Origin of the sequence: Gilliamella sp. B2838 (assembly GCF_026536185.1) — a bacterium.
Classification (GTDB): domain Bacteria; phylum Pseudomonadota; class Gammaproteobacteria; order Enterobacterales; family Orbaceae; genus Gilliamella.
Genome location: NZ_JAFNOO010000006.1, coordinates 72,019 through 95,663, shown reverse-complemented (window position 1 = coordinate 95,663; position 23,645 = coordinate 72,019). Strand labels below are relative to the sequence as shown.

Sequence of the window (23,645 nt, the reverse complement as noted above, 5' to 3'; positions counted from 1 at the left end):
TCCTATTATTCTATTTTTTTATTCGATGTACGATCCCAAATTAATCGAGGATCAAAATTTTGTGATGCAATCATGGTAATAATCACCACTGTTGCAAAAAATATTACGCCTATGTCGGGGTAAACACCCATCATTTGCTGATTTCTAACCAAAGAACAGACAACCGATACCACAAAAATATCAATCATTGACCATTTGCCAATAAATTCAACAACTGTATATAGTTTCTTCATTTTTAGACAATTATGTCTATGTTTTTTCTTGGCTGCTAAAGCAAAATAACAAAGCCAGCTAAGCGAAATAATTTTCAAAATCGGAATAACTACACTGGCGATAAAAATGACTAATGCAACCGGTATATCACCTGCTTGCCACATATAAATAACACCATCAAGAATGGTAGAACTTGATGGCGAACCAAAAACAACTGTTATCATAATTCCAAACAAATTAGCTGGAATATAGATAATTAACGATGTCACTAATAAAGCAATAGTCCATTGTATTTTATTTCTATTTCTTGTTTGGCTTTTTTGTTTACAACGAGGACATTTGACATAATGTTCAGGTAAAATCGCTTCACAATAATGACACAGTTTTAAATGCTGACAAATTCCTGTCTTACCTACTTTTAATTCATCACTCGCAAAATTATTGTTATGGATTTCGTTCCAAATCGTTTCTGGTGAAAAAATCACATCAGCTTTTATATAAAAAAAGACAAACAAACAAAAGGCCCAAAAAGTTTCAGTTACACCAATGCTACCGTAACTCATTAACTTAACAAAACTCACCAAAATACCGGTTAAAAATATTTCAGGCATACACCAATGTTGTAATTTTTCATAAGCAATTAATAGATCTCTTTTTCGATATTTTGACAATGGCAATTTAGAACAAAGGACAGTGATAATAGCAAGATTAAAAATAGGAAAAGCTAGAACAAATACAATAAATAACGCAGATAGATAACTGTACCTGTCAAAGAACATAATACTAGGAATATCTAAAATACTCACACCATTAAAATTGCCTACTAAGCGTATATCAATAAAAACAAATCTGCAAGCAATAACAATCATAATCAAAGAACAAACTGCATACATCGTTGCTCTAAATTTCATATTAATATTTTTTTTTATCAACGTTGTGTTGCAGCGAGGACATACGGCTTTGTGTCCTGATGTGACTGGTGAAAGTTCAGTGAGTAAATCACAATTTGAACATAATACGTAATGAGGTTGAGCGATGGTCATTATTTTCCTTAATTACAATAAATAATAGCCTTAATTGATAACGTTTTTTCTAGTTAACATTATATTTCATTAAAAAATTGATTCATTAATTCGAAAACAACTATTGGGAATAATTACTTCAACACACTACATATAATGGTTAAGATGTTTCGCTGCTAATCATAACAAATGGTTTTTTTTTATGAAAGTATTACCTAAGCAAATTGCTACAATTTGATGATAAAATTAAATCTATCCTAACAATAAAACTCTAGTTAACTGTATAAAATTTTAAAAGCCATATTTGATAAAAGTTGAGATACAAGCATCTTTAAACCCAAACTTTACTCTATTATTTCATTATCAATAAGTAAAATATTATCAACTAGTTGCTACTACTAATTAAATGCTTATTAAACATAAAAAAAACTTGATACTGTATAACAATACAGTATAATGTACATCAATATCCTTACTAATCGGAATTTTATAATATGAACGAAAACAAACAACGTGCACTTTCAGCAGCATTAAGTCAAATAGAAAAACAATTTGGTAAAGGTTCAATTATGCGTTTAGGGGATACCCAAACGTTAGATGTTGACGCGGTTTCAACTGGTTCATTAGGGCTTGATATCGCATTAGGAATTGGCGGGCTACCAATGGGTAGAATTGTCGAAATCTTTGGACCAGAATCATCAGGAAAAACTACATTAACTTTATCTGTTATTGCGCAAGCACAAAAAGAAGGGAAAACGTGTGCTTTCATCGATGCTGAGCATGCTTTAGATCCAATTTATGCAGCAAAATTAGGTGTGCAAGTTGATGATTTATTAGTTTCACAACCCGATACCGGCGAACAAGCGCTTGAAATTTGTGATGCATTAGTACGATCTGGTGCTGTAGATGTCATTATCGTCGACTCTGTTGCTGCTCTAACACCAAAAGCAGAGATCGAAGGTGAAATGGGCGACTCTCATATGGGATTACAAGCCCGCTTAATGTCACAAGCATTACGTAAATTAACTGCTAACATTAAAAATGCTAATTGCTTAGTCGTATTTATTAACCAAATTCGTATGAAAATTGGTGTTATGTTTGGTAATCCAGAAACAACAACCGGTGGTAATGCACTTAAATTTTATGCCTCTGTGCGTTTAGATATCCGTCGCACTGGTGCTGTTAAAGAAGGCGAAGATGTGATTGGTAGTGATACCCGTGTAAAAGTGGTCAAAAACAAAGTGGCGGCGCCATTTAGACAAGCTGAATTCCAAATTCTTTATGGATGTGGTATTTCTAAAGAAGGTGAATTAATTGATTTAGGTGTAAAACATAAGCTTGTTGATAAAGCTGGCGCATGGTACAGCTATAACGGTGAAAAAGTTGGTCAAGGAAAAGCTAACTCTATCAAGTTTTTACAAGAGCATCCCGAAATCGCCCAAGAACTTGAAACCAAATTACGAGATTTATTACTAAATAGCCCTGCTGTTTTCTCTGCTGATGAGGACGAAGTTTTATCAGAAGAAGATAACAACTTTTAGTTATGAATAAAAAAATCAATAAGTCAATTTTAAATAAAGCTGTGCAATTACTTGCACAGCGCGATCATTCATCTTATGAATTACACAACAAAATAGTGCAATTCTTTGCTAAAAAGATACAATGCTCAGAAGATGAATATCATGAACAGTTAAATCAATTAAAAATAGAAACCTCTGAGGTTATTCAATATTGTATCGATCACAATTGGATGAATGATAGACAATATATCGAAAAATATATTGCTATGCGTGCATGTAAAGGTTATGGTCAATATAAAATTGCATTAGAATTAAAACAGCGTGGCCTAGACGTCGATTTGAGCCGTGAACTATTACAAATAACAGATATTAATTGGAGTGAAATTGCTCATCAACAATTATTGAAAAAGTTTAAACACATTGATATTAAAGAAGATTATCGCCAAAAACAGAAAGTAATTCAATTTTTAACTGCTAGAGGCTATAGCCAAGATAATATTAAAACCGCATGTAATTTATTGACTTAAGTTTGTATAATACCTAGAATATAATACAGTTAAGTTAAACACAGCCCATTACAAAGAAAGCTCACTATATCATTTTTATTTTTCCTTATATTTACTTGTTATATTAGTTAGATTCACCGCAGTATAAAGAATATTTACTTTTCAACTTTAGTTGTAACGGGTATATTACTATGTTTAAAAATCTATCGTTTAATATGGAAGCCTAAATGAAAAGCACTGCAGAAATTCGTCAAAATTTTCTTGACTTTTTCCATAGCAAAGGACACGAAATTGTCGCAAGTAGTTCCCTTGTTCCACATAATGATCCAACTCTTTTGTTTACTAATGCAGGAATGAATCAATTTAAAGATGTATTTCTTGGAATAGATAAGCGTTCCTACACGCGAGCAACTACAGCACAGCGGTGTGTACGAGCTGGCGGAAAACATAATGACCTTGATAATGTAGGTTATACTGCACGACATCATACATTTTTCGAAATGTTAGGTAATTTTAGTTTTGGTGATTATTTCAAACATGATGCGATTCATTTTGCTTGGGAGTTATTAACCAGTAAAGAATGGTTTAATCTTCCTAAAGAAAAATTAACTGTCACTGTTTATGAAACTGATGATGAAGCCTACTCTATTTGGCAAAACGAAATTGGTATACCTAAAGAACGTATTATCCGCATAGGTGATAACAAGGGCGCACCTTATGCTTCAGATAATTTTTGGCAAATGGGTGATACAGGACCCTGTGGACCTTGTACCGAAATATTTTACGATCATGGCGATCATATTTGGGGAGGACCTCCAGGTAGTGCTGAAGAAGATGGTGACCGATTTATTGAAATCTGGAACATTGTATTTATGCAATTTAATCGCCATCCTGATGGGACTATGGAACCTTTACCTAAACCGTCTGTCGATACCGGTATGGGATTAGAACGAATTGCAGCAGTTTTGCAACATGTTAACTCTAACTATGAAATTGATTTGTTCAAAAAACTCATTAAAGATACGGCTCAAATCATTCAAACTAAAGACTTAGAAAGTAAATCACTACGTGTTATAGCGGACCATATCCGTTCTTGTGCTTTTCTAATTTCAGATGGCGTAATGCCTTCTAATGAAGGTCGAGGCTATGTATTGCGTCGTATTATTCGACGAGCAGTACGACATGGTCATATGCTTGGTGCAAAAGATATTTTCTTTTATAAACTAGTTAAACCATTAATTGAGGTGATGGGCAGCGCTGCAACAGAATTAGCGCATAACCAAAAAATGGTTGAAAATACCCTTAAAACCGAAGAAGAACAATTCCTAAAAACTCTTGAACGTGGATTATTTTTACTCGATCAAGAATTAGGTAAAATAACTGGTTCTGTGTTGCCGGGTGAGATTGCCTTTAAACTTTATGATACATATGGCTTTCCATTGGATTTAACAGCCGATGTATGTCGAGAAAAAAACATCACAATTGATGAAGATGGATTTAATAAATGTATGGAAGAGCAACGTAAGCGAGCTCGTGAATCTAGTGCATTTAGTGTCGATTACAGTAATGTTATTAAGCTTGATGATAAAACCGAATTTTTAGGTTATCAGGAAACTGAAGCTTCAGGTAAAGTGATTGCCATTTTCCAAGGTGGCCACAAAGTCGAAAGTATTAATGAAGGTGATGAAGCCATCATTGTTCTAGACAAAACACCTTTTTATGGCGAGTCAGGTGGACAAATTGGTGATAAAGGCGTGTTAACTGCTGCAAATGTTGAATTTAAAGTTATCGATTGCCAAAAATATGGTAAAAGTATTGGACATATAGGCAATATTACTAAAGGATCATTAAAAGTTGGTGATATAGTAACAGCAGCTATTGATGTTGAACTTAGGGAACGTATTCGTCGTAACCACTCAGCCACACATTTATTACAAGCGGCATTACAACAAATATTAGGTAAGCATGTTCATCAAAAAGGTTCCTTGGTTAATGATAGTTACTTACGTTTTGACTTTTCGCACAATCAAGCAATTACAACAGAGCAACTGATTGAAATCGAAAATCTGGTCAACCAACAGATACGTCGCAACTTACCTGTTGAGATAGAATTAATGCCAATTGATCAAGCAAAAAGCAAAGGTGCAATGGCATTATTTGGCGAAAAGTACGAAGAAATTGTACGCGTATTAACGATGGGTGATTTTTCAATCGAACTTTGTGGTGGTACTCACGTTAGTAGAACCGGTGATATAGGTTTATTTAAAATCACTTCTGAGTCGAGCATCGCTTCTGGTGTAAGAAGAATTGAGGCAACATCTGGGCAAAATGCGATGGAATACATCCATTATGAAGCTAATTTGTTAAATCAAATTGGATCACTGATAAAAAGTGACAAATCGACAATTTTAACACGAGTTGAACAATTAATTGATCAAACTAAAGTGTTAGAAAAAACTATTGAGCAATTGAAGGCTGAAAAAGCTAGCCAAGAAAGCCAACAATTGTTAAATCAATGTGAAAAAATCAATAATAAGAACTTACTAATTGCTAAACTTGATAACGTCGAAGCTAAGCTATTACGCACAATGATTGATGATCTTAAAAATCAATTAAAAACAGGTGTCATAGTTTTAGCTGCTGTCAATGATGGCAAAATCAATTTAGCAGCTGGTGTAACTAATGACTTATTAGGCATTGTTAAAGCTGGCGAATTAGTTTCTCAATTAGCATTAAAAGTAGGTGGTAAGGGCGGTGGGCGGCCTGATTTCGCTCAAGCAGGTGGAATGGATCTTTCGGCGTTACCAGAAGCTTTATCTTCTGTAAAAAAGGAAATCAGTAATAAATTACAAGCAAGTTAGCCAGATATACTCAAGTGAATATTAATTAAACATTAGAGTGTATTCTGTAAAATTCCGTCTTTCTGTCTCACCGATGGAAGGCTGACGAAGCTATATCTTAAAATTGTTTGGATATATACTTAACTGATATTAGGAGATCTAATGTTAATTTTAACTAGGAGAGTAGGTGAAACATTAATTATTGGTGACGATGTAGTCATTACTATTTTAGGCGTCAAAGGTAACCAAGTCAGAATTGGTATCAATGCCCCTAAAGAAGTTTCTATCCATAGAGAAGAAATATATAACAGAATCCATCATTCGCAAGACAAAATTGATGAGATATCTGAGCCCAAAGAGTAATATTGGGCAGGAAATAAACAACTAGTGCGCGCAAACGAAAAAATGTTTGACTTATTTTTTCTAGAACGTAATATGTGCGCCACACATTGTGATTTTGTTGTTGAAACCAAATCACAGTTGTTTTGGTGAGATGGCCGAGAGGCTGAAGGCGCTCCCCTGCTAAGGGAGTATGCGGTCAAAAGCTGCATCGAGGGTTCGAATCCCTCTCTCACCGCCATTTTTAAAAAATTTAAAATATGCATCCGTAGCTCAGCTGGATAGAGTACCCGGCTACGAACCGGGCGGTCAGGGGTTCGAATCCCTTCGGATGCACCATTTTAAAAAATTCTAAAACGCATCCGTAGCTCAGCTGGATAGAGTACCCGGCTACGAACCGGGCGGTCAGGGGTTCGAATCCCTTCGGATGCACCATTTTTTTACGAACTTACACGCATCCGTAGCTCAGCTGGATAGAGCACTCGGCTTCGAACCGAGCGGTCAGGGGTTCGAATCCCTTCGGGTGCGCCATTTCGGTTGAATCCCGGCATAATTCTAGTATACTAAGCTCACAAACTTTATATCTTTTATCAATCTACTTTTTTATTTATATATGTTGTTAGCTAGATTAAAATAACGGTTCAAGTAGATAGATAGCTTTAATAAATAATAATGGACTTTTTTTATGTTGGATCCAAACTTACTTCGAAATGAATTAGATCTTGTTGCCCAAAAATTATCTCGACGCGGATTTAAATTAGACGTTGAAACACTAAGTCAACTAGAAGAAAAACGAAAAGTTTTACAAGTTGAAACTGAAAATTTACAGGCTGAACGTAATGCCCGCTCTAAAGCTATTGGTGAAGCAAAAGCTCGAGGTGAAGATATCACGGCTGTACGTGAAGAAGTCAATAAACTTGGTGAAAAGCTCAATACCGCAAAAGCAGAGCTTGAAATCTTACTTAACCAAATCAAAGATATTGCATCAAATATTCCGAATATTCCTGATGATTCCGTTCCTGATGGCAAAGATGAGAATGACAATGTCGAAGTATCTCGTTTTGGTACACCAAGAACATTTGATTTTCCTGTGCTTGATCATGTTGCATTAGGTGAACGTTTTGGTGGGCTTGATTTTGCTGCTGGTGTAAAACTTACCGGTGCACGTTTTGTTGTTATGAAATCACAAATTGCACGTCTACATCGAGCAATAACGCAATTTATGCTAGATCTTCATACTGAGCAACATGGTTATGAAGAAATCTATGTGCCTTACCTCGTCAATAAAGCTACCCTATTTGGCACTGGGCAATTACCAAAATTTGCAGGTGACCTATTTCACACTAAACCACTTGATGAAGAGGCCGAAAGCAGTAATTATGCATTAATCCCGACAGCAGAAGTGCCCGTTACTAATTTAGTGCGAGATGAAATTCTAGATGAAAGTGTATTACCATTAAAAATGACGGCTCATACGCCTTGTTTCCGCTCTGAAGCGGGTTCTTATGGTAAAGATACCCGTGGCTTAATTCGAATGCATCAGTTTGATAAAGTGGAGCTTGTTCAGATTGTCAAACCTGAAGAGTCCATGAAAGCATTAGAAGAGCTAACTGGGCATGCGGAAAAGGTATTACAGCTACTTGAGCTGCCTTATCGAAAAATCGTATTATGTACCGGTGATATGGGCTTTGGCTCATGTAAAACCTACGATCTTGAAGTATGGGTGCCAGCTCAAAATACTTATCGCGAAATTTCGTCTTGTTCAAATATGTGGGATTTCCAAGCTCGTCGAATGCAAGCACGTTATCGCAATAAAGCAGATAATAAGACTTACCTAGTTCACACCTTAAATGGTTCTGGATTAGCGGTAGGACGAACTCTCGTTGCGATTATGGAAAACTATCAACAGGCTGATGGATCTATCAAAGTACCATCAGTGTTAGTACCCTATATGAATGGCGTAGAAGTGATTGGTTAAAGATAAATCAATTTAACTTAAGATAGCGCTACTAATAGCGCTATTTTTTTATTAATTTAGGTGAAAAAATGATAAAAGGTGTTGTCCTTTCAATACTTGCATCATGTCTTTTTGGATTACTTTATTATTATCCAGTATTACTACAGCCGCTTTCGGTTGTCGATATTTTTTGCTGGCGATTATTAACGTCTTTTCCTGCAATTATTATTCTTATCTGTTTTGAAAAACAATGGTCAGCTATTGCTGATCTATTTTTGCGAATAAAACAACGACCAGTATTACTTTTAGGATTGATAGCATCCTCATTACTTCTGACCATCCAAATGCTTATTTTTATTTGGGCACCGCTTAATGGCCATGGTTTATCTGCATCTTTGGGATATTTTTTATTACCCTTAGCGATGGTTATTTTTGGCAAAGTTTTCTATGGAGAAACATTAACATTTTTTCAAAAAATTGCTGTCACGTTTGCCGCTATTGGTGTATGTTTAGAAATTTACACAACAAGCGCTTTTTCATGGGAAACAGCCGTGATAGCACTTGGTTATCCAATTTACTTTATGACAAGAAGAAAACTAAAAATAGAAGGTATATCAGGGACCTTTTCAGATTTTTTCTTCATTTTTTTAGGTTGCCTTAGTTATTTTATTTTCAATTATAACGTACAACAAATTATTCATGATTTAACCCATTTTCATATCTTTATCCCTATGCTGGGGATAATTACCGCTATTGCCTTTGCTATGTATTTTGTTGCCAGAAGGTTACTACCTATGGGCTTATTTGGATTGCTCGGCTATGTAGAGCCGGTTTTACTAACTTGTGTTTCTTTATTATTCTTACACGAATCTATCTCATCACAGCATATTATTTCATATGGATTTATTTGGTTATCTGTTTGTGTTTTAGCGTTGGAAGGAAGTATATTTGTACTAAGAGCGATAAAACGAAAAAGAATTCGTTAATTAAACAGCCACAAATTTTGTAGCTGTTTAATTTAAGGATGATGTTACTTACTAAATGTCACGGGTTGACCATAGCTTTCTATAATAGATTGAATCCTATCAAGTGTTTCCCTTGGTGGGGCTTCAACGCCTTCCAATTGATACTTATCACCAAACGTTTCCCATTTGTAAGCACCAAGTTTATGATAAGGTAATAACTCTACTCGTTCGATATTACTCATGCCTTGAATAAATTTACCTAACAAATGTGCTGAGTCATCATCATCTGTCCAACCTGGAACAACAACATATCGAATCCAAGTTTTTTTATTAATTTTTTGTAAGTATTTGGCGAACTCTAATACACGTTTATTTGATACACCAACTAACTTTTGATGTATCTCATCATTCAACTGTTTCAAATCAAGCATAACCAGATCAGTCACGTCCATTAACTCTTCTAGAGTATGATCGATCTGTCTAGCATAACCATTGGTATCTAAACAAGTATTAATGCCCTCTTTATGGCAAGCTTTAAACCACTCAGTAATAAATTCAGACTGTAATGTCGCCTCTCCACCTGATGCGGTAACCCCACCACCATTAGGCATAATAAAGCTTTTATAAGAAACTATCTCTTTCATTAACTCATCAACTGTCACTTCCTTGCCCGCTTTTAAATCCCAAGTATCGCGGTTATGACAGTATAAGCAACGCATTAAACAACCTTGAAAAAAAACAATGAAGCGAATTCCCGGTCCATCAACTGTACCGAAAGATTCAAAAGAATGGATACGACCTTTAATCGGTTGTTTTGTTGTCATAATAATATCTTGTTCCATAAATGTTCTCTAATAATTACTCACATTGCTTTTATATTTATTTAAGTATTTTACTCATATAATGTTATTTTTTACCAATTACATTAATTGAATATACTCTTATTTGTTGCAATTATACAAAATAAATACTAACAAGTATTAAATTTATCCTATCTATTAGCAACATTTCTATAAGTGGATAACCAATAATTCAATTGGCAAAAAAATAGCGCCCAAATTGGACGCTATTTAATGCAAATCATCAATTAACTAAATTACATTGATTGTGTAAAAGTACGTGAAATTACGTCTTTTTGTTGCTCTTTAGTTAATGAATTGAAACGCACTGCATATCCAGAAACACGAATAGTTAATTGTGGATATTTTTCAGGATGATCCATCGCATCTAATAATGTTTCACGGTTAAGTACGTTCACATTAAGATGTTGACCGCCTTCAATAGTTGCTTCATGGTGGAAGTAACCATCCATTAAGCCTGCTAAGTTACGTTTACGTGCACTATCATCTTTACCTAACGCATTTGGAACGATAGAGAAAGTATACGAAATACCATCTTTAGCATAAGCAAATGGAAGTTTAGCAACAGATGTTAATGAAGCAACCGCACCTTTTTGGTCACGACCGTGCATTGGGTTAGCACCTGGACCAAATGGAGCACCAGCACGACGACCATCAGGTGTATTACCAGTTTTCTTACCATAAACAACGTTAGAAGTAATAGTTAACACTGATTGTGTAGGAATTGCATTACGATAAGTTTTAAGTTTTTGAATTTTCTTCATGAAACGTTCAACTAAATCAACTGCGATATCATCTACACGTGGATCATTGTTACCAAATTGAGGGTATTCACCTTCGATTTCAAAGTCCACAGCAAGACCATCTTCATCACGAATCGTTTTAACTTTCGCATATTTAATCGCAGACAGTGAGTCAGCAGCAACAGATAGACCTGCAATACCACATGCCATAGTACGAATAATATCACGATCGTGTAATGCCATTAATGATGCTTCATAGCTATATTTGTCGTGCATATAGTGAATAGCATTTAATGCAGTTACATATTGTTTTGCTAACCAATCCATAAAGTGGTCTAAACGAGCAAAAACTTTATCGAAATCAAGATATTCGTCAGTAATTGGCGCTTCTTTTGGACCTACTTGCATTTTAAGTTTCTCATCCACACCACCATTGATTGCGTATAGAAGAGTTTTAGCAAGGTTTGCACGTGCACCAAAGAACTGCATTTGTTTACCAACGATCATTGGGCTTACACAACATGCGATAGCATAGTCATCGTTGTTAAAGTCAGGGCGCATTAAGTCATCATTTTCATATTGTAATGATGAAGTATCAATAGATACTTTTGATGCAAACTCTTTAAATCCACTTGGTAATTGTTCAGACCAAAGAATTGTCATGTTTGGTTCTGGTGATGGGCCCATAGTGTAAAGTGTATTTAAGAAACGGAACGAAGTTTTAGTCACTAAAGTACGACCATCTACACCCATACCAGCGATAGATTCAGTTGCCCAAATTGGGTCACCAGAGAATAATTCATCATATTCAGGCGTACGTAAGAATCGAACCATACGTAATTTCATAACGAAATGGTCAACAATTTCTTGCGCGTCTTTTTCAGTGATTAAGCCGGCTTCAAGGTCACGTTGGAAATAGATATCAAAGAATGTAGAAGTACGACCAAGAGACATCGCCGCACCATTTTGTGATTTAACTGCTGCTAAATAACCAAAGTAAGTCCATTGTACCGCTTCTTGAGCTGTTTTAGCTGGCCCAGAAATATCGTAACCATATTTAGCGGCCATTTCTTTAATTTGACCAAGTGCACGATGTTGCTCTGCAATTTCTTCACGACGTTGCATAGTCATTGCTAAGTCAACACCATTTTCAAAATCAGCTTGTAATGAGTTAAACTGTGCAAATTTGTCTTGCATTAAGTAGTCAATACCGTAAAGTGCAACACGACGGTAATCCCCAATGATACGACCACGACCATAAGCATCTGGAAGACCAGTGATAACACCTGATTTACGACAACGTAAGATATCTGGGGTATAAATATCAAAAACACCTTGGTTATGAGTTTTACGATATTCAGTAAAGATTTTTTTGACTAAAGGATCAAGTGTACGGTTATAAGCCTTACATGAATTCTCGATCATTTTAATCCCACCAAATGGGATAATTGCACGTTTTAATGGTTTTTCAGTTTGTAAACCAACAATCTTTTCTAAATCTTTTTCAATATAACCTGCGTCATGAGCAGTAATTGTCGAAATAACACTTGTATCAAAATCCACAGGGGCATGGGTAGCATTTTCAATTTTAATGCCTTCCATTACTTTATCCCATAACTTAGTTGTCGCATCTGTTGCGCCAGCTAAGAAAGACTCATCACCCTCATATGGCGTGTAGTTCTTTTGGATAAAATCGCGGACATTAACATTATTTTGCCAATCACCATCTTTAAATCCTTTCCAAGCGACTGCTTGTACTTCGTTTAAATTACTCATAGTTTTTCACCTCAGGTTTACAAAAATAGTTATTTACCGCTCATATAAATGAGGGTAAATATTTTAAAATCAATGTGGCTTACGTAAATATAAAGCCCAATAAGGTAGCGCAACAGCTAATCCACCTAAAATATTCCCGATTGTTACCGGGATTAAATTATTTATAATAAAATGCTCAACGGTTAATTCTTTAAATGCATCTGCCGACAATCCAACAGCAGACCAAAATTCCGGTGAAGCAAAATTTTTAATTACAATTCCCATAGGAATCATAAACATATTTGCAATACTATGTTCAAATCCACTTGCCACAAACATAGCAACAGGTAATACCATAACTAACATCTTGTCGAGTAAACTGCGACCAGCATAACTCATCCAAGCAGCCAAACATACCATTAAATTAGCCAGTAAACCTAAAAATACTGCTTCAATAAAAGTATGGTGCAATTTATGATCTGCGGTTTGTAAAACGTTTAAACCCCACAAGCCATTAGCTACCATATATTGACCTGAAAGCCAAATAACTGCTACAAACAGTATAGCACCAATAAAGTTACCAATATAGACAAAAATCCAATTGCGTAGCATTTTTAGCCAACTCACTTTGTGAGTCATTTTAGGTAAAATAGTTAATACTGTTGAAGTAAAAAGATCTGCACCGCAGCAAACAACTAGCATTAATCCTAATGAAAAGCAGATACCACCGACTAATTTTGCTAAACCAAAAGCAACGCTAGCGGTTCCAGTTGTCACAGTGATATAAAATACAAATGCAATAGAAATAAAAACACCTGCAATAATGGCAGAAAGAAGCGTGCTACAAGGGTGTTTATTTACTTTGTAATTGCCGATGTCTTCAGCGATTTGGGTCATTTGCGCGGGGGAAAACGAATCCACGAGTTTATCTGTACTCAAACTAACATCCTCAAAAAAACTAGGGTTTTATGAGAGCCATAGTATACTCAAAATTTGAAGCAGATCACGTTTTTTTTATTAAAAAATTTTATAACAAAAAATCATTATTTGTTAAAGAAATTACTTTTACTATAAAAAATTCATCTAAGGTTATCCAAAAAAATTTAAAATATCTAATTAATTAAATTCATTTTTTTAGCATCAATATAAATATTTTTATAAGATAAACAGTTATAATACCGTTTAAAATTTTTAAAATAATCGATAGATTCACGTCCAAACTATCTTTACAAATTTGTTGTGATTGTTTGAAATATATCGTTTTCGCTTCATTACTAATTCTGCAAATGAAGCGTTTTCACTCTACTAGTCGTTTATTTATTATCTAAAATTCGACTCACTTTTATTAAGTAATTTCGGGATTCTTGAGAAACATGCGAAGTCACTAATTTTCGATAAACTTGCTGTGGAGTCATAGAATTAATAATGTTAATGGCTTCGTTACGGTCATTAGAAAACGTACGCAATACACTTCCTGCTCCACCATTATAAGAAGTAATCATGGCATATCTTAAAGAAATTGGGTTATTAATGCCTGCTAAATATTTAGTCTTTAATAAAGATAGATAGGCTGTGCCCATATCAACATTATTACGAGGATCGAGCAAAAACTTACGGCTCGGTTCGCCTGACTTACCTTTTAATTTAAAAATGTCACGACCTGCTGTATGTTGCTGAACTTGCATAAGACCTAATGCGTCGGTTCGACTTACTGCGTACGGGTTAAATGCCGATTCAACTTCCATAATCGCTAAAATTAATCGTTCATCAATAAAATAACGATTCGAAGCCTCAGTTACAAGTGGTAAGAACTTTTTAGCACGTTGATTAATGTGGTTAGGCACAAGTTTGATTTCAACATAAGTAATTAAATGAGAACCAGATTTACGCTGTTTTAAATTATTCGCTAACACATAATCAGCAAAACTATTAGCTCGTGCACTCCAACGAATGGGCTGGCGTTCTTGGTCAAGAACTTGGTTATATAAAAAAGGTTCTTTTGATAAATCCTGGCTAATTTTATCTTTACGTATAATATCAACAGGTTCAGGCATTAATAGTGTTGAAACGATAGCTTCTTTCAAATTGTCGAGAGGAGAACTGGATAACGTCTCAATGGTAATGACACCAGAAACAAAATTAATATGCACTCGAGTTTGTAAATTATCCTCATATTGCACATAATCTTTAGGGCCTGCTATAAGCACCTCTTTAGGCCCCCATATTTGTTCAATATTATTTGCATATTGACCAATTAAAATATTAAAAGCATTGGTATCTTTTACATAATAATCTTCGTCAATTTTATTGGAATTTTTACTAGGACAACCACTTAAAAGGCTCACTGTCACGAATAATGAAATAATTTTTATTTTGTTTTTCATTTGAGTTCTCAGTTTTTAGGTTTGTATCCGTCAATGACAATATCTTCACCTTCAAATAAAAATTTTACCATCTCACTTTCGATTTTTTTACGGTGTTCAGGATTCATCATATTATATTTGTTTTCATTAATTAACATAGTCTGTTTTTTTAGCCATTCTTGCCAAGCACTTTTAGAGATTTCATTATAAATTCGTTTACCTAGTTCACCTGGATACAGTTGAAAGTCTAAACCTTCTGCGTCTTTTTTTAAATAATGACAATAAATAACACGGCTCATCTTAGTTCCTATTGAGAGACAATTATCATTTGGCTAACGATTATACCCGAAAATGGTACGATAAAAACAATAAAATTGTTGCCTTAATCAATTTCGTTTACATGCTTTAAAAAGTGAATTTTAATTCAAATATAATGAATAATTATTTACTTTACTAAACATTTAAATCACATAAAATAGATGTAACAATTTAGATAAAATATAAGGATAAAATGATGAACACCAAAATCACTCGAGAATTATTTGATAAAGTTATTTTACCTGTTTATGCACCAGCTCAATTTATTCCGGTTAAAGGTCAAGGCAGTCGTGTTTGGGATCAAAATGGTGAAGATTACATTGATTTTGCTGGTGGCATAGCTGTTAATGCCCTTGGTCATTGCCATCCAAGATTAATGAAAGCACTACAAGAACAAAGCGAGAAATTATGGCATGTTAGTAATGTTTTTACTAATGAACCGGCCTTGACTCTTGCGCAAAAACTAATTGATAACACGTTTGCAGATCGTGTGTTTTTTGCTAATTCAGGGGCTGAAGCCAATGAAGCAGCATTTAAACTTGCACGATACTATGCCACTGAAAAATACAGCCCTTATAAAACAAAAATCATCGCATTTTATCAATCTTTTCATGGTCGTACTTTTTTTACTGTATCTGTTGGTGGGCAAGCGAAATATTCCGACGGTTTTGGGCCAAAACCGGCCGATATTGTTCATGTTCCTTTTAACAATCTAGATGCAGTAAAAGCAATAATTGATGACCATACTTGTGCAGTAGTATTAGAACCGGTACAAGGCGAAGGTGGATTAACTTCCGCAACACCAGAATTTTTGCAAGGTGTGCGTGAGCTTTGTGACCAATATAACGCACTGTTAATTTTTGACGAAGTACAATGCGGCATGGGACGTACGGGTAGCTTATTTACCTATCAACAATATGGAATAACACCGGATATATTGACTTCGGCTAAAGCATTAGGTGGTGGATTCCCTATTAGCGCAATGCTGACTACTAATGAAATTGCCTCGGTAATGCATCCTGGAGTGCATGGTACTACTTATGGTGGTAATCCTTTAGCTTGCGCGGTAGGTTGTGAGGCTTTTGATATTATTAACTCGCCAGAAGTCCTAGAAGGCGTTCAACAGCGAAGAGCAATATTTATTGAAAAACTAGAAGAGATTAATGATCAATTTAAAGTGTTTCGAGAATATCGCGGCAAAGGTTTATTATTAGGCGCCGAACTTCAACCGCAATTTCATGATAAAGCAAGAGAGTTTCTTAATGTTGCAACAGAATTTAACGTTATGATTTTAAATGCGGGCACCAATGTACTAAGATTTACACCTTCACTAATCATCTCTGAAAATGAAATACAAGAAGGCATGATGCGCTTTGCTAAAGCCGTCGAAAAGGTTGTCAACGCTTAAGTTTTTCTATACAGTAACGGCATTTTAATCAATTAGGTGCCGTTAATGCACTTAAAGGATACTTTGTTATGACCGATATTCGCCCTTTAAATTACGCAAAAACACACTTTATTCTAAGTGCGCCAGATATATCACACCTACCAAGTGATAGTGGCGTTGAAGTTGCTTTTGCCGGTAGATCTAACGCAGGTAAATCCAGTGCGCTCAACACGCTAACTAATCAAAAAACGTTAGCCAGAACCAGTAAAACACCAGGCAGAACCCAATTAATTAATCTTTTTGAAGTAGAAGAAAATTGTCGTTTGGTCGATTTACCAGGCTATGGTTATGCACAAGTGCCTGAAGCAATAAAACGAAAATGGCAAAAATCACTGGGTGAATATCTACAAAAACGAGAAAGCCTTAAAGGGTTAGTCATACTGATGGATATCAGACATCCACTTAAAGATCTCGATCAACAGATGATTGATTGGGCTGTATCGGTTGAAATTCCGGTGATGTTATTGCTAACTAAAGCCGATAAGCTTGCGTCTGGCGCGTTAAAAAAACAAGTCAATATGGTTAAAGAGGCAATCCTACCTTTTCAAGGTGATATTACTGTTGCGCCTTTTTCATCACCTAAACGAATTGGATTAGATGCATTAAAGCAAAAACTAGATCAATGGTTTAATCAACAGTAAGGAAACCATTTGATGAGTCAATTAGATTTTTCATTTCAATCATTATCACCGGAATTGATCATCGATAGTTTGGCAACTATTGGTATTGAGGTTGACTCAGGCTTAACAGCACTCAATAGTTACGAAAATCGCGTCTACCAATTTATGGATGAACAACGTGCTCGCTATGTAGTAAAGTTTTATCGACCCAATCGTTGGAATCGGCAGCAGATCCTTGAAGAGCATGAATTTACTAAGCAACTAGTTGACGCAGAAATTCCAGCTATTGCACCATTAACACTCAATGGCTGTACATTACATGAAAATCAGAACTATTTGTTTGCTGTTTTTCCTAGCGAGGGTGGTCGGCAATATGAACTGGATAATATTAACCAAATGGAATCGGTTGCCTCCTTACTTGCACGGATTCATCAAATTGGCGCAAAACAACGGTTTTTACATCGTCCAACTATCGGATTAGACGAGTATTTATATCACCCGAAAGAAATCCTATTATCAAGTAATTTAGTCCCCAATAAAGTACGATTAGAACTTAATGAAACGTTGTCTACATTAACCCAAACCATCGAACAGCATTGGCATAACGATTGGCAACCTATTCGTATTCACGCCGATTGTCATCCTGGTAATATTTTATGGCGTGATAATGCTATGTTTGTTGATTTTGATGATGCGCGAAACGGACCAGCAATTCAAGATATGTGGATGCTACTTTATGGAACCACGCAAGAACAACGGCTACAATTAGATACCTTAGTTGAAATCTATCAAGAATTTTTTGATTTCGACACTGCACAGCTTAAATTAATCGAGCCTTTAAGAGCAATGCGTATGGTGCATCATCTAGCTTGGATTATAATGCGATGGCAAGATCCCGCTTTTCCACCAGCGTTTACATGGATAACAGAAGAGGATTTTTGGCTTCAACAATTAGCAACATTTAGACAGCAAATTACTGCTATCCAATCACCCGCAATTCAATTGCTATCAGTGAGATAAATAAAACAGCCAAGCTTAAATTAATAAAAACGGGCAAATTGAAAGTGTTAAAGTCCTAACACCTTTAATAGCACCTCTAAATTAGGTTGTAGTTGAACTAATTGCTCTTTTTTGGGTTTGGAAAGTTGTTTAATACGATACTCAAGCCTTAAAGCCGTTGATCTATCACCAACACAAACTTGATACACAATGGCAAGCGCTTGATGACCTTTTAAATACTTTGCGCCCTTACCTATTTGGTGTTGATGTAAACGTCGGCTCGTATCGGTTGTGATACCGGTATACAATGATTGTTTAGCGGTTCTAATAATATATAAAAACCACATAATTGATTTACTATTCATAGTTATCTCAACGTGATAAATTTATTTATCTTTTATAGTTTATCATTATTAATTCATTATATGCATGTGCCTATTTGCGTGAATTTTGTTAGAATAGGCACTTAGGTAAGATTACTACTTCTTTTACTTTATTTAACTTACTGTTCTAGATAGTCCCCATGTTATATATTTTGAGGCGTTAAAATTTGAATAACTTTGCAAAAATTATTGAAGTTGAACGTGGCGATATGAAATTCGCTTATGTTGATAATGATGAAATTAATTATTTAGACCTTTTTGACCAATTTCTGGCAGAAGAAGGGCATCGCGAACTCCTCGACCCCAGTGATAAACTAGAGCGATATACTTATTTGATCAATCACAATCAAAGCAAATTTATCTTTAAAATTGATGGTGGGATCGAACATCGTTTAGAGCGTAAGCTTATTGCCAAAATTACGGGCGATTTTTATTTCAACCTTATTCGAAAGTTGGCAAAAATATCATTAGATAAATGTGATATTGCTTATGAGCTTTATTTGGTTGCTTTTGACAAAAAAACCCAGCGCCATTATATGATTTTCAATTTTATTGAAGGTCGCTCATTGAAATGGGAAGAAATGGAGCAGTATGGCGATCAAATAAAAAACTGTATTGAAAAATTACACAGTTATAATTTAGTCTCTAATGACGTACATGGTGGTAATTTTATTTTAACACCTGACGGCAAAATTAAAGCGATTGATTTAACTAACTCTGGTTTTATTTGGTTAACGAAAGCGAATGATGCTATTGAATTAAAAGAACGCTTCAATATCAAAATCAAAGTCCCTGTTTTAGCAATGGCAATTAAAAAATTTACCCATGGCTTTAAAAAATTATCACGAAAAATACGTGGTAAAAAAGATTAAATTAACCAGATGAGAGAAGGTCAAACTTCTCTCTTAATTTAGTAATACATACTGTTGCCTTTGAAGACTTAATTAGTAAAAATTAGCCCTCCATCTAGTTTATAGATTATCATTTTATTCGTTTTTCAAACCATAGAAACACTAGCAAATCTATGTATAACCAGCTAGAATTAATCAGTTAATTCTAATAAGGGTGTGGTATGAAAAAGTTAATTGGTATTGTGACAATATTTACGATGCTAACAGGGTGTACATCTCAAAAGATGATGTCAATTTATCAAACGCAAGGTGTAGAAATCGGTCAAAATTCATCTGGTGTTGATATAGTGAATAAATATACTACCTCACGCCCTATTACTGCCCTTCACTCCTCTTTAGCACTGTGTATAGCTCAAGAACTTGATAATAGCCCTGTGGTATTAACCAGTGATAACTATTTTGGTTCACGTTGGTGGTCATACTATAACATGCCAGTTCAACAACAGGCCGTCACAGTCAGTGGTGGTGATACAATTAAATTAGTTGAAGGAAATAGTGTTGTCGCTAACGCAGTTACAGACTACGAATATTATATTAAGTATTTTGTTAGTTATACCCTGACAACAACGCGCAATCAAAATGATATCCGTTATCTGTTTAGTAATATTAAACAAGCCCAGCAATTTACTGGTTCAGTGGCCAATGACGGTTTTGAAAACGTAAAAACACTTGAAAGCGCGCATCCAAACTTAGTTATTGATGCATTAAACAAAGAAGTTGATAAAATTCAAGCTTGCTTACTGCGATAATACAAAATTAAGCAATATTCTTAATCTTGTAAGATGTGTTTTAAAGATTATACCTTTCAACATATTTTGTAACAAAAATAACTAGTCATTATTCGATATTGACTAGTTTTATTCAAGTAAACATTGACTTACTATTTTTTAAAACGTCCAATCTTCTATTTTAACTAATTAGATCTTAATCTATTTCAAAAAATTTAACCAAATCAGGATATAACATATCATTATTAATGATATAGCTACCATGATCATGGTTTGTCATAATTTTCAATTGCGAGTTAGGTATATTGTCAGCAACTTCAACAAACATTGCAGGATTATAAATATCATTTTCTGCACCAATAATTAAAGTTGGGATCGTAATTTTCGTTAACGAACTTACTTCGATATTAGGTTGTTCAAGCATCATTTTAAATAATGGATCGTTTGTTTGTTCATAGTGCTGTAGTACGTATTGATAGCTTTGTTGCGTAAAATCAGATGGTTTTAAATTCACCCCCAATAATGCCATTTTTTTAATCATTTCTTTACCGCGTAAAGCTAACAATAATGCAATAATGGCGCCATCACTAAAACCTATAATATTAACGGATTTAAGATGTAATTTGTTAATTAACGCCTCAATATCATCAGCCATAACGTTATAATCATAAACATCAGTCTTATCACTGCGTCCATGATTACGACTATCCACTGCATAAATAGTATAATGTGATGTTAATTTGGCGATGAGTGGTAAAAAAACTTGATGATCTTCACCATTACCGTGCAACAGCATCAAAGGCTCACCTTTACCCGTTTTTAGATAGTAAAGGTTTACTCCGTTAACACATAGCATAATTCACCTTAATGACAGTTAGTTGATGTCAAAACAGTATAATTTTGATTTAATTTTTCACCTATCTAAACATAAATAATTTTCATAAACCACTCTAACCGGTCATTAATAAATATTAATTGTTAATAGACTAAAATTTCGCTATATTTAAAATTACATAACGAATATAATTTCAAATTAATTGGTTATTAATTAACACATTATATGTCTATTAGGATGAACGATGGAAATTTATAAAAAGTTTTTACTACTAGTTGGATTGTTTTTATCACAATGCTTAATTTTTACTTGTGAAGCTAAACAAGTGACTGATCAACTTAACCGCACTGTTCAAATCCCTGATAAAGTGGAAAGAGTAGTCGTTTTGCAACATCAAACATTAAATCTAATTGTACAACTAAACCGTCAACAAACCCTTGTGGGTGTTTTGTCTTCTTGGCAAAAATTATTAGGAAAAGACTTTGTCAGATTTGCTCCAACTTTGTCTAACCTACCGACACCGGGCGATCTAACTTCGGTTAATATCGAAAGTTTACTTGCTCTCAAACCACAAGTTGTCTTTGTCACAAACTACATGCCCAAAGCAGTTATCGATCAAATTGAAAAACTCAACATTCCAGTTATTGCTATCTCGTTACGCAAAGATATAACATCACAGGCAGATAAAATAAATCCCATTATGGTTGATGAAGAGAAAACTTACAATGAAGGATTAAAACAAGCGATACGCCTAATTGGTGACGTGCTTGATGCTAACAATGAAGCCGAGGACTTAATCAACTATTCTTTTGAGCATCGAAAAATTGTCACAGATCGATTACAACGTATAGCACCTGAAAAACGCATACGCGTTTATATGGCTAATCCAGATCTCACCACCTATGGTTCGGGCAAATATACTGGATTAATGATGGAACATGCAGGTGCCATTAATGTTGCTGCAGCAACGATTCAAGGCTTTAAACAAGTTTCGATAGAAAATGTCATACAATGGAATCCACAAGTAATCTTTGTGCAAGATCGATATCCACAAGTCGTTCAAACAATTTTATCCGATGATTTATGGAAAAATATTGATGCCGTTAAACAAAATAAAGTCTATTTAATGCCCGAATACGCGAAAGCATGGGGATATCCTATGCCTGAAGCTTTAGCCATCGGTGAGCTTTGGATGGCAAAAAAACTTTACCCAGATTTGTTCAAAGATATCGATATGCAAAAACAAGCCTATGATTATTATTGGCGATTTTATCGCGTCAACTATCATGGGGAATAACAATATAATATGATCAGCTTTTCCTATCGCCATTTACATGTTGGCCTGATTATATTAACCATAATATTAATAGTTGTTTCATTAATTATTGGACACTATTCAATATCTGTTAGCCAAGTTATCCATGTATTGCTTTCATTGCCAACATCACAAATAGATCAAACAATGGTGGTTGATAATCAAGTCATTTGGCAAGTAAGATTGCCACGAATTTTATTAGCTTTTCTTGCAGGTGCAGGATTAGCAATTTGCGGCGCCGTATTACAAGGGTTATTTTATAACCCGCTTGTTGATCCTCATGTCATTGGCGTAACATCAGGCGCGGCTTTTGGTGGGACTTTAGCCATTTTGTTAAATTTTTCAACCTTTGGACTGATGGTTTCAGCTTTTTCATTTGGGCTATTAATACTAGTTTTAATCTTATTATTAACTCACGTTATTAAACAAAACAATGTGCTAGTTCTAGTATTAGTTGGATTAATATTAAGTGGTTTTTTTAACGCACTGGTGAGTTTAATACAATACTTGGCCGATAGTGAAGAAACACTCCCCAATATTGTATTTTGGTTATTAGGTAGTTTTGCCACCGCTAATTGGGATAAATTAATGACATTAGCCATTCCAATTGTTATTGCTAGCTATTTATTAATCCGGCTAAGTTGGCGAATAAATATTTTATCATTAGGGGATAGTGAAGCTAAAAATTTAGGTATATCAATTCTTTTTTCTCGATGGTTAATTTTAATTTTGTGTACCTTAATTATTTCTATGCAAGTGGCAGTAAGTGGTTGTATTGGCTGGGTAGGATTAATCATTCCTCATGCCGCGCGATTATTGGTCGGTAGTAATCATCAACGACTACTGCCGATAACATTCTGGTTAGGTGGTGCTTTTATGATTATTGTTGATGATATTGCACGAACCCTCAGCACGGCTGAAATACCACTCGGTATTATTACAGCGCTGGTTGGTGCGCCTTGTTTTGTTTTGTTATTACGACATCAAATTTTACAGAAATCCTAAA

Annotated in this window: 21 protein-coding genes and 4 tRNA genes; 17 read left to right on the top strand and 8 right to left on the bottom strand. The window is 34.8% G+C overall.

Features of this window, described 5'->3' with window-relative positions; translation table 11 throughout:
- Positions 1-5: 5 nt before the first annotated feature.
- Positions 6-1,256 (bottom strand): PqiA/YebS family transporter subunit, encoded by a 1,251-nt coding sequence (locus J3U63_RS08130; protein WP_267366776.1) that lies wholly within the window; start codon positions 1,254-1,256, stop codon positions 6-8.
- Between the two features lie 473 nt (positions 1,257-1,729).
- On the opposite strand from J3U63_RS08130, the gene recA reads away from it, so the two are divergent.
- The 10 genes from recA to rarD all read left to right on the top strand — a co-directional run bounded on the left by recA (position 1,730) and on the right by rarD (position 9,383).
- On the top strand, positions 1,730-2,776 hold the full coding sequence (recA, locus tag J3U63_RS08125) for a recombinase RecA (protein ID WP_267333520.1): 1,047 nt from the start codon (positions 1,730-1,732) through the stop codon (positions 2,774-2,776).
- Positions 2,777-2,778: 2 nt separating this feature from the next.
- Entirely contained in the window at positions 2,779-3,282 is a 504-nt protein-coding gene (locus J3U63_RS08120) for a regulatory protein RecX (RefSeq protein WP_267333521.1), read from the top strand.
- Positions 3,283-3,488: 206 nt separating this feature from the next.
- Positions 3,489-6,122, top strand: a complete 2,634-nt coding sequence (gene alaS / locus J3U63_RS08115; protein WP_267371209.1) for an alanine--tRNA ligase — start codon at positions 3,489-3,491, stop codon at positions 6,120-6,122.
- A gap of 141 nt (positions 6,123-6,263) precedes the next feature.
- Positions 6,264-6,464, top strand: a complete 201-nt coding sequence (gene csrA, locus J3U63_RS08110; protein ID WP_065633847.1) for a carbon storage regulator CsrA — start codon at positions 6,264-6,266, stop codon at positions 6,462-6,464.
- Between the two features lie 124 nt (positions 6,465-6,588).
- Positions 6,589-6,681 (top strand) — tRNA-Ser (locus tag J3U63_RS08105).
- Between the two features lie 21 nt (positions 6,682-6,702).
- Positions 6,703-6,779: transfer RNA gene (locus J3U63_RS08100), tRNA-Arg, on the top strand.
- A gap of 19 nt (positions 6,780-6,798) precedes the next feature.
- Positions 6,799-6,875: transfer RNA gene (locus J3U63_RS08095), tRNA-Arg, on the top strand.
- 19 nt (positions 6,876-6,894) lie between these two features.
- Positions 6,895-6,971: transfer RNA gene (locus tag J3U63_RS08090), tRNA-Arg, on the top strand.
- A gap of 154 nt (positions 6,972-7,125) precedes the next feature.
- Complete coding sequence (gene serS / locus J3U63_RS08085; protein WP_267333523.1) at positions 7,126-8,418, top strand: serine--tRNA ligase; 1,293 nt, start codon at positions 7,126-7,128, stop codon at positions 8,416-8,418.
- Positions 8,419-8,486: 68 nt separating this feature from the next.
- On the top strand, positions 8,487-9,383 hold the full coding sequence (gene rarD, locus J3U63_RS08080) for an EamA family transporter RarD (RefSeq protein WP_267333524.1): 897 nt from the start codon (positions 8,487-8,489) through the stop codon (positions 9,381-9,383).
- Between the two features lie 44 nt (positions 9,384-9,427).
- Here the strand turns inward: rarD and pflA are convergent, their stop codons facing one another.
- The 5 genes from pflA to J3U63_RS08055 form a co-directional block, all read right to left on the bottom strand.
- Positions 9,428-10,204, bottom strand: a complete 777-nt coding sequence (pflA, locus tag J3U63_RS08075) for a pyruvate formate lyase 1-activating protein (RefSeq protein WP_267333525.1) — start codon at positions 10,202-10,204, stop codon at positions 9,428-9,430.
- A gap of 254 nt (positions 10,205-10,458) precedes the next feature.
- Positions 10,459-12,741: a formate C-acetyltransferase gene (pflB, locus tag J3U63_RS08070; RefSeq protein WP_267343943.1), complete on the bottom strand. Its 2,283-nt coding sequence runs from the start codon at positions 12,739-12,741 to the stop codon at positions 10,459-10,461.
- Positions 12,742-12,810: 69 nt separating this feature from the next.
- Positions 12,811-13,659, bottom strand: coding sequence for a formate transporter FocA (gene focA, locus J3U63_RS08065; protein ID WP_267333527.1), 849 nt, complete (start codon positions 13,657-13,659; stop codon positions 12,811-12,813).
- A 374-nt stretch (positions 13,660-14,033) separates the two neighbouring features.
- Positions 14,034-15,104, bottom strand: a complete 1,071-nt coding sequence (gene mltC, locus J3U63_RS08060; protein WP_267333528.1) for a membrane-bound lytic murein transglycosylase MltC — start codon at positions 15,102-15,104, stop codon at positions 14,034-14,036.
- An 8-nt stretch (positions 15,105-15,112) separates the two neighbouring features.
- A complete protein-coding gene (locus J3U63_RS08055; protein ID WP_267333529.1) occupies positions 15,113-15,382 on the bottom strand; it encodes an oxidative damage protection protein in 270 nt (89 codons plus the stop codon).
- A 212-nt stretch (positions 15,383-15,594) separates the two neighbouring features.
- On the opposite strand from J3U63_RS08055, the gene argD reads away from it, so the two are divergent.
- The 3 genes from argD to J3U63_RS08040 all read left to right on the top strand — a co-directional run bounded on the left by argD (position 15,595) and on the right by J3U63_RS08040 (position 18,488).
- Positions 15,595-16,809, top strand: coding sequence for a bifunctional acetylornithine/succinyldiaminopimelate transaminase (argD, locus tag J3U63_RS08050; RefSeq protein ID WP_323849523.1), 1,215 nt, complete (start codon positions 15,595-15,597; stop codon positions 16,807-16,809).
- A 68-nt stretch (positions 16,810-16,877) separates the two neighbouring features.
- On the top strand, positions 16,878-17,489 hold the full coding sequence (yihA, locus tag J3U63_RS08045) for a ribosome biogenesis GTP-binding protein YihA/YsxC (RefSeq protein ID WP_065798425.1): 612 nt from the start codon (positions 16,878-16,880) through the stop codon (positions 17,487-17,489).
- A gap of 12 nt (positions 17,490-17,501) precedes the next feature.
- Entirely contained in the window at positions 17,502-18,488 is a 987-nt protein-coding gene (locus tag J3U63_RS08040; protein WP_267371206.1) for a serine/threonine protein kinase, read from the top strand.
- 47 nt (positions 18,489-18,535) lie between these two features.
- On the opposite strand, the gene J3U63_RS08035 is transcribed toward J3U63_RS08040, so the two are convergent.
- Positions 18,536-18,832: a GIY-YIG nuclease family protein gene (locus J3U63_RS08035; RefSeq protein WP_267366783.1), complete on the bottom strand. Its 297-nt coding sequence runs from the start codon at positions 18,830-18,832 to the stop codon at positions 18,536-18,538.
- 185 nt (positions 18,833-19,017) lie between these two features.
- On the opposite strand from J3U63_RS08035, the gene J3U63_RS08030 reads away from it, so the two are divergent.
- The gene (locus tag J3U63_RS08030; RefSeq protein ID WP_267371204.1) at positions 19,018-19,722 is read left to right on the top strand and encodes a lipopolysaccharide core heptose(II) kinase RfaY; all 705 of its coding nucleotides are present in this window, start codon (positions 19,018-19,020) and stop codon (positions 19,720-19,722) included.
- 200 nt (positions 19,723-19,922) lie between these two features.
- Positions 19,923-20,510 (top strand): hypothetical protein, encoded by a 588-nt coding sequence (locus J3U63_RS08025; RefSeq protein WP_267343947.1) that lies wholly within the window; start codon positions 19,923-19,925, stop codon positions 20,508-20,510.
- Positions 20,511-20,685: 175 nt separating this feature from the next.
- On the opposite strand, the gene J3U63_RS08020 is transcribed toward J3U63_RS08025, so the two are convergent.
- On the bottom strand, positions 20,686-21,345 hold the full coding sequence (locus J3U63_RS08020) for an alpha/beta fold hydrolase (RefSeq protein ID WP_267347604.1): 660 nt from the start codon (positions 21,343-21,345) through the stop codon (positions 20,686-20,688).
- A gap of 223 nt (positions 21,346-21,568) precedes the next feature.
- Here J3U63_RS08020 and J3U63_RS08015 point away from each other — a divergent pair, with 223 nt between their 5' ends.
- Together J3U63_RS08015 and J3U63_RS08010 are read left to right on the top strand one after the other, a co-directional pair.
- Positions 21,569-22,621, top strand: a complete 1,053-nt coding sequence (locus tag J3U63_RS08015; protein ID WP_323849522.1) for an ABC transporter substrate-binding protein — start codon at positions 21,569-21,571, stop codon at positions 22,619-22,621.
- A gap of 9 nt (positions 22,622-22,630) precedes the next feature.
- Positions 22,631-23,644 carry a FecCD family ABC transporter permease gene (locus J3U63_RS08010; protein ID WP_267343949.1) on the top strand — a complete coding sequence of 338 codons (1,014 nt, stop codon included), beginning with the start codon at positions 22,631-22,633 and terminating at the stop codon, positions 23,642-23,644.
- Position 23,645 lies beyond the last annotated feature (1 nt).

Bases quoted from the DNA above. Each gene is read 5' to 3' on its own strand.
- J3U63_RS08130 (WP_267366776.1), bottom strand. From the start codon at position 1,256: ATGACCATCGCTCAACCTCATTACGTATTATGTTCAAATTGTGATTTA.
- recA (WP_267333520.1), top strand. From the start codon at position 1,730: ATGAACGAAAACAAACAACGTGCACTTTCAGCAGCATTAAGTCAAATA.
- J3U63_RS08120 (WP_267333521.1), top strand. From the start codon at position 2,779: ATGAATAAAAAAATCAATAAGTCAATTTTAAATAAAGCTGTGCAATTA.
- alaS (WP_267371209.1), top strand. From the start codon at position 3,489: ATGAAAAGCACTGCAGAAATTCGTCAAAATTTTCTTGACTTTTTCCAT.
- csrA (WP_065633847.1), top strand. From the start codon at position 6,264: ATGTTAATTTTAACTAGGAGAGTAGGTGAAACATTAATTATTGGTGAC.
- serS (WP_267333523.1), top strand. From the start codon at position 7,126: ATGTTGGATCCAAACTTACTTCGAAATGAATTAGATCTTGTTGCCCAA.
- rarD (WP_267333524.1), top strand. From the start codon at position 8,487: ATGATAAAAGGTGTTGTCCTTTCAATACTTGCATCATGTCTTTTTGGA.
- pflA (WP_267333525.1), bottom strand. From the start codon at position 10,204: ATGGAACAAGATATTATTATGACAACAAAACAACCGATTAAAGGTCGT.
- pflB (WP_267343943.1), bottom strand. From the start codon at position 12,741: ATGAGTAATTTAAACGAAGTACAAGCAGTCGCTTGGAAAGGATTTAAA.
- mltC (WP_267333528.1), bottom strand. From the start codon at position 15,104: ATGAAAAACAAAATAAAAATTATTTCATTATTCGTGACAGTGAGCCTT.
- J3U63_RS08055 (WP_267333529.1), bottom strand. From the start codon at position 15,382: ATGAGCCGTGTTATTTATTGTCATTATTTAAAAAAAGACGCAGAAGGT.
- argD (WP_323849523.1), top strand. From the start codon at position 15,595: ATGATGAACACCAAAATCACTCGAGAATTATTTGATAAAGTTATTTTA.
- yihA (WP_065798425.1), top strand. From the start codon at position 16,878: ATGACCGATATTCGCCCTTTAAATTACGCAAAAACACACTTTATTCTA.
- J3U63_RS08040 (WP_267371206.1), top strand. From the start codon at position 17,502: ATGAGTCAATTAGATTTTTCATTTCAATCATTATCACCGGAATTGATC.
- J3U63_RS08035 (WP_267366783.1), bottom strand. From the start codon at position 18,832: ATGAATAGTAAATCAATTATGTGGTTTTTATATATTATTAGAACCGCT.
- J3U63_RS08025 (WP_267343947.1), top strand. From the start codon at position 19,923: ATGAAAAAGTTAATTGGTATTGTGACAATATTTACGATGCTAACAGGG.
- J3U63_RS08020 (WP_267347604.1), bottom strand. From the start codon at position 21,345: ATGCTATGTGTTAACGGAGTAAACCTTTACTATCTAAAAACGGGTAAA.
- J3U63_RS08015 (WP_323849522.1), top strand. From the start codon at position 21,569: ATGGAAATTTATAAAAAGTTTTTACTACTAGTTGGATTGTTTTTATCA.
- J3U63_RS08010 (WP_267343949.1), top strand. From the start codon at position 22,631: ATGATCAGCTTTTCCTATCGCCATTTACATGTTGGCCTGATTATATTA.